We start from the raw sequence: 12,735 nt of genomic DNA on the forward strand, positions 1-12,735 counted from the left end.
CCACGCGCCAAAGCGCAAGCCCCGTCGTTTTACCGAAGGGGCCTGGCGGGAGTTCATGACGTGGAGCCGGAGGCTCCCCCGAAAGGGTCTGACGGTTGCCAGCCTGCAGTTCACCCTGAAGGTAAAACCGGGGCCACACACCCGGGTACGGCAGTCAGACCGCACCAACCCTGGGATGCATCATGCGTTCAGGCATGGCGCATCCCAACAGGGGATTGTAGCGGGACTGGGCTCGGCGCGGGCGGCCAGCCCCGTGGTGCGGGTTAGCGCAGCAGCTCGCGCAGCACGAAGGGCAGAATGCCGCCGTGGTTGTAGTAATCCACTTCGATTGGCGTATCTATGCGCAGCAGCACGGGCACACGGTCCGTGCTGCCGTCTTCGCGGTGGATGACCAGCGTGACATCCTGTTGCGGCTGGATACCGTTTTCCAGGCCTTCGATATCATAGGTTTCGCGGCCTGTGATCCCCAGCGATTGCACGCTGTCGCTGCCTTTGAATTGCAGCGGCAGCACGCCCATGCCCACCAGGTTGCTACGGTGGATACGTTCGAAAGAACGGGCAATGACGGCCTTGACCCCCAGGAGCTGGGTGCCCTTGGCGGCCCAGTCGCGCGAGGAACCCGTACCGTATTCCTCGCCGCCGAAGACCACCGTGGACGTACCTTCGCTGATGTAGCGCATGGCCGCATCGTAGATGGACAGTTGTTCGCCGCTCGGCTGGAATAGCGTTTCACCGCCTTCGAAGCGGGTGCCGTCAGGGCGCGGTGGAATCATCAGGTTCTTGATGCGCACGTTGGCGAACGTACCGCGCATCATGATTTCATGATTCCCCCGGCGCGAACCGTAGCTATTGAAATCGCCCTTGCTGACGCCATGGGCCAGCAGCCATTTACCGGCCGGCGAGGTTTCCTTGATCGAGCCGGCAGGCGAAATGTGGTCGGTGGTGACGGAATCGCCGAAGATGCCCAGTGCGCGCGCATGACGGACTTGCGGCATGGGAGCGGGCGTCATGCCGAAGTTCTCGAAGAAGGGCGGCTGTGCAATGTAGGTAGAGCTTGGCCAGTCGTAGACATCACCGGCCGCGCCTTCGATGCGCTGCCAGAGCTCGCCGGGGTTGCTGCGGATTTGCGAGTAGTTGGCACGGAAGGCGTCCGGATTCAGCGCGAAGCGCAGCAGGGCATTGATTTCTTCGCTGCTGGGCCAGAGGTCGCGCAGATAGACCGCTTGCCCCGTGCTGCTGGTGCCCAGCGGTTGCGTGGCGAGGTCGGTAGTCATATTGCCAGCCAGCGCATAGGCTACGACCAAAGGCGGCGACGCCAGGAAGTTGGCCTTGATGTTCGGGTGAATGCGCGCTTCGAAATTGCGGTTGCCGGAGAGCACGGCAGCACAGACGAGATCATTGGCGATGATGGCCTCGTTGATATCGGATGTCAGGTCGCCGGCGTTGCCGATACAGGTGGTACAGCCGTAGGCCGCCACGTTGAAGCCCAGTTTTTCCAGGTAGGGCAGCAGGCCGGTTTTCTCCAGGTATCCGGTGACCACGCGCGAACCAGGGGCCAGCGAGGTCTTGATGTGCGGCGCGACTTTCAGGCCGGCTTCGACGGCTTTTTTCGCCAGCAGGCCTGCGGCCAGCAGGACGCTGGGATTGGATGTGTTCGTACAGGACGTAATGGCGGCAATCAGGACGTCGCCGTTACGGATCGTGGTGCCTGTGCTGGTCGTGAATGGCAGATCCAGTTTTTCGGCAGGCTGCGAAAAACCGTTTTCGGCTACCGGTTTGGAGAACAGGTCGGTGAAGGTCGAGGCTACCTTGGGCAATTCGATGCGGTCCTGCGGACGCTTGGGGCCTGCCAGGGAGGGAACGACGCTGCTCAGGTCCAGTGTCAGCAGCTTGCTGTAGGTGATATCGCTGGCGGCGGGCACGCCATACATTTCCTGGGCCTGGAAATAGGCCTTGAGCGCCGCAATTTCCTCGTCCGTGCGGCCGGTGCCGACGAAGTAGTCGATGGTGCGGTCGTCCACCGGGAAAAATCCCATGGTGGCACCGTATTCCGGCGCCATGTTGCCGATGGTGGCCCGGTCGGGCACGGCCAGGCTGGCCGTGCCCTCGCCACAGAACTCGACGAATTTGCCCACGACCTTTTCGCGCCGCAGCATTTCCGTGATGGTCAGCACCAGATCGGTAGCTGTCACGCCTTCGCGCAGCTTGCCCTTGAGCTCGACGCCCACGACATCCGGGGTCAGGAAGTACATGGGCTGGCCCAGCATGCCGGCTTCTGCCTCGATGCCGCCCACGCCCCAGCCGACCACGCCAATGCCGTTGATCATCGTGGTGTGGCTGTCGGTGCCGACCAGGGTGTCGGGGTAGTAGACATCATCGGCCGAGCGGTGCACGCCGCGGGCCAGGTATTCCAGGTTGACCTGGTGGACAATGCCGAAGCCCGGCGGCACGACGCCGAAGGTATCGAACGCCTGCATGCCCCACTTCATGAACTGGTAGCGTTCCTTGTTGCGGTGGAACTCCAGCTTCATGTTCAGGTCCAGCGCATCCTGCGTGCCGTAGTAGTCGATCATGACCGAGTGGTCAACCACGAGATCCACCGGCACCAGCGGTTCGATGCGTTTGGGATTGGCGCCCATGGACTTGGCAACATCACGCATGGCGGCCAGATCGGCCAGCAGCGGCACACCGGTGAAATCCTGCAGGACCACACGCGCCAGCACGAACGGGATTTCGTCTTCCCGTTTGGCATTGGGCTGCCAGTTCGCCAGTTGGCGGACATGTTCTTCGGTGATTTTCTGGCCGTCGCAATTGCGCAGAACGGATTCCAGCACGATGCGAATGGAAACGGGCAGGCGCTTGATATCAATACCCAGTGCCTGGCCCAGCGCGGGCAGCGAGTAGAACTTGCCGCGGCGATCGCCGGCGGTGAATTCATGCAGGGTATTGAACGTGTTGTGCGGCATGTTGGACTCCTTGGTTCGAACTTCCATTCTCGGCTGCCGCAGGTAACGAAACCCGCGGCGTTGAACTGCGGATAAGGCCAGTCTAGCGCAGACAGCTGCCTTCGTCATCGGGTATTGCAGGCGCTTGAAATGGGTATAAGCCGATCTTTTTGCGACTGATTCGCAGTGCCATGATGGTGCCATTCCAACAGCCCATGCGATGGAGCGGGATCACTCATGAGAACGCGAAGAACAACGCGGTGCCTTTCTTCTGGCCTGCCTGCCATATTGGTTCCGTTCTGCCTGGGCGCCTGCGCGCTGCCCAAGCCGGCGGTGACGCCTCCTGCCTGGCCGGGGGCCGTCACCGCCGGGCGTTATGACTTCGCCTGGCGCCTGTCGGGGCAGCGCGAACTGGCTCCGTTGCAGGTGTTCGATGATGGCCGTGATACCTGGTTGCAGTTTCCTCCCGGCCAGACCCTGCCCGCCATTTTTGTCGCGGACGGCCAGGGCGAGCGTCTGGCTGCCCATGAAACTGCGGGCCCCTATTTACGGGTCGCTGGGGTATGGCCGGCGCTGTTGTTCCGGGGCGGAAGCCGGCAGGCCATGGCGCAGTACACCGGGGAGCAGCGAGGCCAGCCACTGATGCTGGCGCAGGCCGCAGCCACGGCACATGGGGCTGAAGCGGTTGCTGGTGCAGCCAATGCCGTACCGGACATCCTACCGACCACACTTGCCATGGATGAGCGCTCCTCCATATCGACGGCCGATGGCAGCAATGCGGCTGCAGGCGACGACGCCAATTATTCTGTCGCGACCAGCGATGGCAACATGCGGCGGGTGCTGGCGCAGTGGGCCAGGCGTGCCGGTTGGACATTCGATACCTGGCACTGGGATGTAGATATGGACATTCCCTTGGCCGGCAATGCCGTTTTCGGCGGCGATTTCATGCAGGCGGTGCGTCAGTTGCTGGCATCCACGGAATTGTCCGGCAGGCCGCTGCAGCCGTGCTTCTACAGCAATCAAGTATTGCGCGTGGTGGCATGGACCCAGCCATGCGACCGCCACCCCGGTCATGGCGAGGATGCGGCATGAACAGGAGACAGCACAGAGCGTGGCCGGCCGCAGGGCATGGCATCAGACAGTTGGCCCTGTTGTTGCCGCTGGCCGGCGCCGTGACGGGGTGCTCGATGACGCCGGCATTGCAGCAGGTCGACGCCAGCGTGGCGGCTGGCGAAGCGGTGCAGACGCGCCACGCGCAAGCCTTCCGTGAGTCCTTCGATCCGGCAGCGCGGCAGGCGGCGCAACTGGTGGGCAAGCCCTGGCTGGCGGGGCCGGCGCAGCCTCTTGCGCGTGATGCCATCTTGCCGCCTGCGCTGCGTGGCGATATCGACACGACCTTGTTGTTCACGCCTGAGCGCGGCAGCCTGACCTTGCTCGGGGAGCGCATCTATCGGGCCACAGGCATTCCCGTCCGGATTGCGCCCGAAGCCCTGTTGCCTGCAGCGTCCTTTCTGCCGCGCCTGGCCGTCGATGGCGGGCCGCAGGCCGATGCCGAGCTGGCGCCGGAACTGCCCAGCGGGCCGCGGCCCCTGCCGCAGTTGCTTGATGCATTGGCCCACAGGCTCAACCTGTCCTGGCGCTATGCGGATGGCGCCATCATTTTCTTCCGAACGGAAAGCCGGGTCTTTGACGTGCGCTTGCTGACACTGGACGCCAGCACCGATGTCAGGTTGGGCCGTTCTTCCAGCAGCGAAACCGACGGCTTCAAAAGTGAAGCGGAAACCACCCTGGCGCTGCGAGGAGAGGATGCCATGGCTGCATTGAAGGCGCGCCTCGAGCCCATGTTGACAAGGGCTGGCGTGCTGGCGGCAGTACCGGGCGGCGGGCAGTCCGTTGTCGTCACGGACACGCCTGAGGCACTGGATCGGGTGGCGCGTTTCCTGGAGCAGGAAAATCGGGCGCTGACACGCAGGATCAAGCTGGTGTTCGAGGAAATCACGGTTGAACTGGATGACGAGCACCGCCAGGGGCTGGACTGGAGTCTGCTTTATGCCGGTGGCGGAGCGCTGCTGCATGCGGCAATGCCTGGCGGGCTTGCTGCAACGGATGCCGGCGGCCAGACCGGCGCCAGTTTGCAGCGTGGCGGCCTCCAGGGTTCCCGCGCCATTCTGGATGCGGTCAAGCGTGCAGGCAAGGTGGTGCGCCATACCCGGGTGCCCATCTATACCTTGAACCGCCGTCCGGTGACGCATGCCGTGCGTCGCACTTTCTCGTATATCGACGAAGTGCAGACCACGGCAGTGGCTGCGGCAGGCAGCGGTGGCACGGCAGTGTCGCTGCCGTCGGTTTCCATCAGCCAGAAGGAAGCGACAGTGGGCGTATTCCTGACACTGCTGCCGGATGCCCAGGCCAATGGCCAGATCCTGTTGTCGGTTGCCTATGACAACAGCGTGGCGCAACCCCTGCAAAGCGTCACCTTTGGCGAAGCCGGGCAGCAGGTGCAGATTCAGCAGATTACCGTCGATGGCAATGGCGCGGTACAGCAGGTGGCACTGCGGCCCGGGCAGGTGATGGTGATCTCCGGCTTCGAGCGCAACGAGGACGAATCGTCATCGCGCCGCGTGGCGCCTGGGTGGCCCCTGGCGGCAGGTGGGCAGGACCAGGCGGCGCAGCGTCGGCGGACAACCTTGCTGCTGGTGTCGGCGCAGCAGGAAGAGGGCTTCTGACATGGCCGGAGAACACTGGCGGGACGAGTATCCGGCAGGGCCAGGCCATGCGGCGGGCAATGCGCCTGCTTCCTTGTCGCAGCCTGGGCATTTTGGTGCGAATCCGGAAGCCGGGCCTGAACCGGAGCAGCCAGCCCCGCATGCCATGGCCGGGCTGCACTGGGTAGACCTGGGCCCGGATCTCGCTGCGCTCGAAGTGGGCGAGGATGCCGCTGGCCAGGCCTGGCTGCTGTTCGGCCTGGATTGGCGGCCCCTATTGGGTAACCAGATTCCGCGCCAGGCATTGCAACGGGCGCGCAGCCTGCGGGCGACGCACTACGCCTGGCGCGGCGATCTGGCTGCCAGTGTTGCCTGCGTGCGCTTGCAATGGAGGGGGCTGCGTGCACGGCCCCTGTATGCGGCAGCGCTGCTGGTGGCGCAACGCTGCGGTCATGGAACTTTCGCCATCCGGCTGCATGGCGGGACACGGGGCGTGTGGTTGGTGGCCGTGCATGACGGTGTCGTCATCTCGGGCTCCGACCGTTGGTATGCATCCCCGGAAGAAGCCGCCGAGGCACTGCGATCCTTGCAGCAGCGCTACCCGGCTTTGCTTGAAACCGATCTTGGCCTGGCCATTGGCGACCTGTTGCCCAAGGACGGGCAGGCAGGTGGAGCGACGCTTGCGCAGGATTGGACAGCGGCGCGCCTGGTGCGCGTGCCGACGGGCATGCACTGGTCATGGTGGGGGCTGGTCGCCACCATCGGCGTTGCCGGCTGGTTGCTGGCGCCCCAGTTGTCCCGCGCCCCTGCGGTACCGCCTGACGACAGTTCGGAGCAGCTGGCTGTCCAGGCCTGGCAGGGCGTGTATGACGACTATGCCGCGCCGCGCCGGGTGCATGACGGTGCGGCACTGAGAGGCTTGTTACAGGGCGTGGCTGCCTTGCCGCTACGTCGCCAGGGCTGGTTGCTGGAGCAGATTGAATGCCGGGTGAATCTCGTTGGCTGGCGTTGCGCCGGCCGTTATCGCAGGGCGGTCGGGGTGGCTGACAACAACGGCTTGCTGCACCGCTGGCCCGGGGAGTGGCAGGTGGCTTATGACGGCTTTGATCAGGCTCGGGTGGTATGGCAGGTCTCGGGCGGGCGGCTCATGGATTGGCGCCGCCTGCCCGCCGAGGCCAGCCTGCTGGCGGGGCCGGTGGCCGTGCTGCAGCGTCAGGCACCGGTGTTTGAGCGGATCACCCTGGGAGACAGCCAGCCGGTCAGTCTGCCCGAGCCGGTGGGGCCGGATGGCATGCCATTGGCGCCGTTGCCAGGCATGCCCGTACTGAAAGAACGGGCCGTGGCGATATCAGGGACGTTGCGCGGGCTGCCGCTCTTGCAGGATGTGCATTGGCCGGTGTCGTGGGAAAGACTCATGGTGGAGGTCCGTCCGCCTTCCATGGTGCCGGAAGAAACGGAATCGCGCCTGGTGGCGCACTTGCAAGGAGTGGTCTATGGCCGCGATTGAATGGGCGTCGCGTTATCAGTGGCGCCGCGCCAGGGCGTTTGTTCTGTGCGCGGTTCAGTGGTCGGCACCGGCATTGATGCTGGCGGACGCGGCGCATGGCGCGGACCTGCCAGGCGAAGGCGTTGCGCCAGCCAGCGGGCAGGGCTGGCTGGATGGGGCGCCATTGCGGGATTGGCTGGATCGGGAAAGCACGCGAGCGTGGCAGGCCGAGGCCCGGCAGCCGGATGTCAGGCAATTGCCAGCGCCAGGGACAGGCCGCGAGAGCAGGGCTGGTCAGGTATCCACCGCCGGCGAGGCGGTCGCAGAGCCGTCAGTGCCGCGCGTGCGCGCCATCTACGGCAACGGCAGGTTCAGGGCGGCGGAACTCGACATTGCGGGGGAACGACACATCCTTTCCACCGACTCCTCAGGCCGTTTGCGTCCACAGAGCGTGGCGGGATTCCGGCTGATTTCTTTTCATGGCAATTGCGTCGGCCTGCGCCGCGCAGGCGTCCGTACGGATGTGTGCTGGCATGCTGAAGCCCGGGAGGATCGCTGACATGAATGCGCTTGCCTGGTTGCACAGAGGGTTGCGATGGCGATTGCCGCCATGGCATGGGTTGTGGGGCCGCGCGGTGGTGCGTCAGCGTGGCGTGTCCGGTATCAAGGTGGCAACGGCCGCAGCTTCCGGCATGGCTGCTTCCGGTGCCGCCGTGTCCGGAACGGCTGCGTCGGGTTTCAAGGCGCCTGACGCCAGGATGCATGAACAACGGGAGCATGTCTGCCACGAGCTTGTTTCCGGGGCAGGTGTTGCCAGTCTGGAACGTCCCGCCGTCGTCGATACGACATCGACACCCGGGCCTTTGCAGGCCGCGCTGGACAGCCAGGATGAATTGGCGCGCCTGCAACCGGCGTTTCGCAAGGTGTTGGCCGCGGAAGTGGGGGCGGGTGCGCTGGCGGCGCGCTTATGTCCGGTGCAGTTCGAAGATGGCAGCGTGGCGGTATTTGCCTGCGCCGACGAAGCGGGTGGCGACAGTGTTGCGGAATGCCTGCGGCAACTCCAGGCGCGCGGCTATCGGTTGCAGCGGCAGCCCGTCCGGGTGCTGTCCTTGCCGCTGCTGCTGGCACTGGTGCGCGGCCAGATAGACGCCGGGGCGTTATCACGGCGGCGGCATGTGCTTGGCGACCCCCGGAAATCCGGCCTGGTGGCCGTGTTCCACCAGATGGTGGCCTGGGCACTGGTCCACGATGCCAGCGATATTCACATCAATATCGAGGCACAGCGTCCGGTGTCATCCGTGTACTTCACGGTCACTGGACGCTATGTCTCGCCCAGGGCCTATCGCCAATTATCCAGCGCATTGCTGCTGGACATGTTGTCGGTGGCATGGATGGATGTACGTGGCGGCAATGGCGCCGTATTCGACCCGACTGCCGAGCAGCAGGGCAGCATATGGCACGAAGTCGGCGGCGCGGCAGTGATGCTGCGCTGGGCTTCGCTGGCAACCGATGCCGGGCCGTCGGTTTGCCTGCGGCTGCTGCGGCTGGATTCGAGCGAGCCCTTGCCCGGCCTGGCTGCGCTGGGGTACTTGCCCGGGCAGGTGGAATTGCTGGAACGCGCCCGGCTGGCGCAAGGGGGCGCCATGGTGTTTGCCGGCGTTGTCGGTTCGGGTAAATCCACGACGCTTGCCAGCCTGATCCGTTCGCTGCCGGCGGGGCGCAAGATCGTCACGCTGGAAGACCCCGTGGAATACCTGATTCCCAATGCCTTGCAGAATACGCTGGGGCGCAGGCTGGATGGTGAAGACCACGGTGTATTCGGAGTCAAGTTGCGTACCCTGAAGCGCAGCGCCATGAATGATCTGATGATAGGCGAAGTGCGCGATGCCGAGACGGGCCGGGCCTTCATGGATCTGGCGGGTTCCGGGATGAGCCTCTACACCACTGTCCACGCGGGCAGCGCGGCCCTTATTCCCGAACGCCTGGCATCCGATTTCATCCGCGTTTCCCGGGATTTCCTGGCAGCCCCAGGCGTACTGAAACTGCTGGTCTACCAGAGCCTGCTGCCGCGCCTGTGTCCGCATTGCGCCAAGCCGCTGGCGCAGTTGCTGGCGGGAGGAGAGGCTGCCGATGGCTGCTGGCGGGACGGCGCGTATTGGTCGGACTGGTTGGCGGAGCTGGCACAGTTGTATGGCGTTGGAGCCGATGCTGCTGCGCAGACGCTGAAGATACGTTGCAGCGCGGGCTGCGAGGCTTGCCGCAGGCCGGAATTGCCCCAGCTGAATGGCTGGTCGGGACGCACGGTTGCAGCGGAAATCATTGAGCCCGAGCGCACACCGGGTTTCCTCGAAGCCTTGCGCCGCAGGGATGTGCAGGCGGCCATGCAGGCATGGCATGCCGGCTGCCGCAGTCCCCTGAATAGCGCCGATATGCGCGGCAAGAGCGCCATGGAATGCGCCATGTACAAAGCCTGGATGGGCTGGGTGGACCCCAGGGATATCGAGCCGGCCTTCCAGCCGTTTGCCAGCCGGAGCCAAAGCGGGGTGGCGCATGCCTGAGCCATTGCAACGCGGTGATATGCCGGGTATGTGGCGTGTATTCAGCGACGGGGCGCAGCGGCTTTGGCAGCGCGTCGCTGCCGCAGAAATGCGCCGCCGGCGTGCTGGCTATTACGGCTATCTGGCAGGCCGTCTGGCGCAGGACCAGGGGCGTACCCTGCGCACATTGTTCGAGAGCGACGCCAGGCGATATGGCCGATGGGAAGCACGTGGCTGGTTGAGCGGTCAATGGGCGCAACGCTGCACCCAGCAGGGGGGCGATCTTGAACAATTGTGGCAAGGCGTGTTTCCTGCCACCGAGCTGCGTTTGCTGCACGTGGCGCAGCAGGCGGGGGGCGAGGCTTTGCGCCAGACCTTGCGGGACATGGCCCAGGCGGTTGCCTTGATCCTGAAAATACGCGCGGGCGTGCGGCAGACCTTGGCGGTTGCGTTACTGGCCTGCCTGATCCTGTTTGCAACACTGCTGGCAGTGCCGGTCTGGACGGCGCCGCACATGGCGGCCATGTTTGGCGACATGCCGACGGCCTATTACGGGCAGGCCGCTCGTGCGCTGTTTGCCTTTGCCAACGGGTTGGAACAGGTCTGGCCATGGCTGGCGGCCCCAGGGGTAATTCTGTTGTTTCTGCTGCCTGCCAGCTTTACCCATGCACGTGGCCGGTTGCGGCAAGTGTTGGACTATCTGGCGCCCTGGCGCCTGCATCGGGATTTCCATGCCGTGCGGTTCCTGGCCTTGCTGCAGGTGCTGCTGCGGCCCAGGGCCGGCATGGTGATGCCCTTGCGCGAGCAACTGGACCTGCTGTGGGATGCTTTGCCGCCCTGGTTGCAATGGCATGTCGAACGCATGAGCGAAGCACTGGCACGCGGCGGGCAAGTACGGGAGATGTTCGCCACGGGCCTGTTTGAACGTGAGACGCGCTGGATGCTGGACGACATGCTGGAAGCCGACGGCCTGGACGGCGGCATGGCGCAAATCCAGGCGCAGCTGGAAGCACAGGCGGCAGCCGGCGTCCTGGGACGGGCCAAATTCTGGCGCTGGTGCCTGTTGCTGCTTGCGGCGGCTGGGGTGCTCGCATTGCTGTTCTGGCATTACATGGTGATCGACGATCTGCGCCATGCACTGGCCAATTACCAGGCGGCGGGAGCGAACTGATGCCACACACCAGCCAAGCGCTGCACGTTTGCGGGGCGGTGTCCTGTAAGTGCTTTCTTGATCCATCACAGCAACCGGGAGCCCTCATGCAACCAGTTATTCAATCGCTGCCGCGCCATCTGGCCACCAGCCGTTCGCGTCCCCTGCCCGAAAGACAGGCATTGCAAGGCCGGCCTGGGTTTCCAGACCAGCCACTGCCCTGGCGGCAAGGCGGCTTTTCCTTGATAGAGATATCTATCGTCGGAGCCATCATCCTGCTGATTTCCATGGTCGCCGTGCCCATGATCGGCAACTACATCACGGAAAACAAAGTGCCCAAGGTGGGGGATGAACTGTTGCGCTTCATGGTGCGTATGCGCGTGGGGGCGAATGGCGCAGGAGATTTGCCGTACGCCGGAGTGAACAACGGTGTGCTGGTCAATGCCATGAAGGATTCCAGCGTATTGCGCGTGGCGGGAGAGGGGGCCACGGGTATCGTCAAACATGGCCTGGGTGGCGGTGCGGGCAGCACCAGCGGCACGGTGACGCTGGCTCCTGCCAGTGCCGCTGGTGCTGGTAACGGCAGCGCGTTCCGGCTCAGCCTCATCAATGTCAGCCACGCAGCTTGCCCTGGGCTGGCGTCCATCCTGCAGCAGGTCGCCAGCGTGATCAGTATTTCCGGCGGAAAAACCAGTGGCGAGGTAAAGAATTCGGCCGCCAGCCCGGCCCTTGCCTATAACCCCTTGAAGGCGGAATCCTATTGCCAGAACGGGGATGTCAACAGCTTTGTCTTTACTGTGCAATGAGCTCGCACCGGTATTTGTTCCACGTGCCGTCCCGCCAGGTAAACCGGGCAGCGCAGCGCGGCGTTGCCTTGCTCGAACTGATGGTCGCGGCGGCCGTCGCTGTGTTGCTGGCCGCCTGGGGAGCGGGTTACTGGGTGGACCGTGCCGAGTCGGTACGCAGTGCGGCTGTCGGCGCCTGGCTCGGTGAGGTCGGCAAGGCAATATCGCAGATGCTGGAAGACGAATTTGCCGGGCTGGCCGACCCGCTGGCGTCGCTCAAGCATCGCTATGCCAATCGCCTGGCGCCCACGATTGCGGAGCTCAAACAATCTGGCTATCTGCCCGCAGCCTTTCCGGAACAGTCCGCCTGGGGGGTGGGGGCAGACATACGGATATGGCGCCAGGGAAGTTGTCCTGACACGGCTGGGTGCATGTTGCAGGCCATGGCCTACCTGCCGCTGGCGGCTTCCCGCCCGCCTGTCGACATGACCCGTCGTGCCGACGCACTGGCGCAGTTGCAGGGGCGCGGCGGCATGACATGGCCGCACAGGCCGGAGCGCATGCGTGGCGCCCTGTTCGATGTGCCCAATCCACTGCCGGATGGTACGCGCCTGCCTGCCGGGACGGTGGGTGTGTACTACGCGCTGGATGCCACCCGCCTGGGGGAATTCGTCCGCATGCGCGATACGCGCGATCCGTCCTTGCAGGGTAATCTGTCCGTTGCCGGCCGGACGGCTGTGATGGGTACGTTGCGAGCCGCTGGGCGAGTTGAAGCCGACGAATATCTGAAGCTCGGCGGGCAGGCGGGCCAGGGCGGCGCTTGCGCCGAGGCCGGCTTGCTGGCCCGCGACGTGCAGGGCGGCGGACTGTTGCTTTGCGCCAACGGTCGCTGGCAGCATTCTGCTGCGGGCGGTTTCGGCGGGATGTACTCGCTGAGCGATCGCTTTGGTTGCCGGGGGACCTTGCTCAATCCCATGACAGGCCAATGCAGTTGTCCGGCCGGCTTTCGTGCCATCCACGTGAGCGTGCTGAAGCCGAACAATGATCGGGGTGAGGAAGTCTCTGTCTATCTGTGCCAGCGGTAGGGCGGGATACCTGACAGCGCCTATAATGATCAATTCGCCAAA

At 64.5% G+C, this 12,735-nt stretch carries 9 protein-coding genes; 8 read left to right on the plus strand and 1 reads right to left on the minus strand.

Annotated features, from left to right (window positions below; genetic code table 11):
* Positions 1–263 precede the first annotated feature (263 nt).
* Positions 264–2,966, minus strand: a complete 2,703-nt coding sequence (gene acnA / locus EV679_RS06975) for an aconitate hydratase AcnA (protein WP_068368893.1) — start codon at positions 2,964–2,966, stop codon at positions 264–266.
* A gap of 216 nt (positions 2,967–3,182) precedes the next feature.
* Here acnA and EV679_RS06980 point away from each other — a divergent pair, with 216 nt between their 5' ends.
* From EV679_RS06980 to EV679_RS07015, 8 genes are all read left to right on the plus strand, one after another.
* Positions 3,183–4,037, plus strand: coding sequence for a TrbG/VirB9 family P-type conjugative transfer protein (locus EV679_RS06980; protein ID WP_130486837.1), 855 nt, complete (start codon positions 3,183–3,185; stop codon positions 4,035–4,037).
* Entirely contained in the window at positions 4,034–5,671 is a 1,638-nt protein-coding gene (locus EV679_RS06985; protein WP_127773563.1) for a hypothetical protein, read from the plus strand. The genes EV679_RS06980 and EV679_RS06985 overlap by 4 nt, the downstream gene beginning before the upstream one ends.
* A gap of 1 nt (position 5,672) precedes the next feature.
* A complete protein-coding gene (locus EV679_RS06990) occupies positions 5,673–7,157 on the plus strand; it encodes a hypothetical protein (protein WP_068368890.1) in 1,485 nt (494 codons plus the stop codon).
* Positions 7,144–7,695 carry a hypothetical protein gene (locus tag EV679_RS06995; RefSeq protein WP_130486838.1) on the plus strand — a complete coding sequence of 184 codons (552 nt, stop codon included), beginning with the start codon at positions 7,144–7,146 and terminating at the stop codon, positions 7,693–7,695. The genes EV679_RS06990 and EV679_RS06995 overlap by 14 nt, the downstream gene beginning before the upstream one ends.
* A gap of 1 nt (position 7,696) precedes the next feature.
* The gene (locus tag EV679_RS07000) at positions 7,697–9,694 is read left to right on the plus strand and encodes an ATPase, T2SS/T4P/T4SS family (RefSeq protein ID WP_165389985.1); all 1,998 of its coding nucleotides are present in this window, start codon (positions 7,697–7,699) and stop codon (positions 9,692–9,694) included.
* Complete coding sequence (locus tag EV679_RS07005) at positions 9,687–10,844, plus strand: type II secretion system F family protein (protein WP_130486840.1); 1,158 nt, start codon at positions 9,687–9,689, stop codon at positions 10,842–10,844. Before EV679_RS07000 ends, EV679_RS07005 begins: the two co-directional genes overlap by 8 nt.
* Before the next feature lie 86 nt (positions 10,845–10,930).
* Positions 10,931–11,629: a type 4 pilus major pilin gene (locus tag EV679_RS07010; RefSeq protein ID WP_130486841.1), complete on the plus strand. Its 699-nt coding sequence runs from the start codon at positions 10,931–10,933 to the stop codon at positions 11,627–11,629.
* Positions 11,626–12,693 carry a hypothetical protein gene (locus EV679_RS07015; RefSeq protein ID WP_130486842.1) on the plus strand — a complete coding sequence of 356 codons (1,068 nt, stop codon included), beginning with the start codon at positions 11,626–11,628 and terminating at the stop codon, positions 12,691–12,693. Before EV679_RS07010 ends, EV679_RS07015 begins: the two co-directional genes overlap by 4 nt.
* Positions 12,694–12,735: the final 42 nt, after the last annotated feature.

Origin of the sequence: Kerstersia gyiorum, assembly GCF_004216755.1 — a bacterium.
Taxonomy (GTDB): Bacteria; Pseudomonadota; Gammaproteobacteria; order Burkholderiales; family Burkholderiaceae_B; genus Kerstersia; species Kerstersia gyiorum.

Excerpts from the sequence above, each read along its gene's own strand:
- acnA (WP_068368893.1), bottom strand. The coding sequence starts at position 2,966 with ATGCCGCACAACACGTTCAATACCCTGCATGAATTCACCGCCGGCGAT.
- EV679_RS06980 (WP_130486837.1), top strand. The coding sequence starts at position 3,183 with ATGAGAACGCGAAGAACAACGCGGTGCCTTTCTTCTGGCCTGCCTGCC.
- EV679_RS06985 (WP_127773563.1), top strand. The coding sequence starts at position 4,034 with ATGAACAGGAGACAGCACAGAGCGTGGCCGGCCGCAGGGCATGGCATC.
- EV679_RS06990 (WP_068368890.1), top strand. The coding sequence starts at position 5,673 with ATGGCCGGAGAACACTGGCGGGACGAGTATCCGGCAGGGCCAGGCCAT.
- EV679_RS06995 (WP_130486838.1), top strand. The coding sequence starts at position 7,144 with ATGGCCGCGATTGAATGGGCGTCGCGTTATCAGTGGCGCCGCGCCAGG.
- EV679_RS07000 (WP_165389985.1), top strand. The coding sequence starts at position 7,697 with ATGAATGCGCTTGCCTGGTTGCACAGAGGGTTGCGATGGCGATTGCCG.
- EV679_RS07005 (WP_130486840.1), top strand. The coding sequence starts at position 9,687 with ATGCCTGAGCCATTGCAACGCGGTGATATGCCGGGTATGTGGCGTGTA.
- EV679_RS07010 (WP_130486841.1), top strand. The coding sequence starts at position 10,931 with ATGCAACCAGTTATTCAATCGCTGCCGCGCCATCTGGCCACCAGCCGT.
- EV679_RS07015 (WP_130486842.1), top strand. The coding sequence starts at position 11,626 with ATGAGCTCGCACCGGTATTTGTTCCACGTGCCGTCCCGCCAGGTAAAC.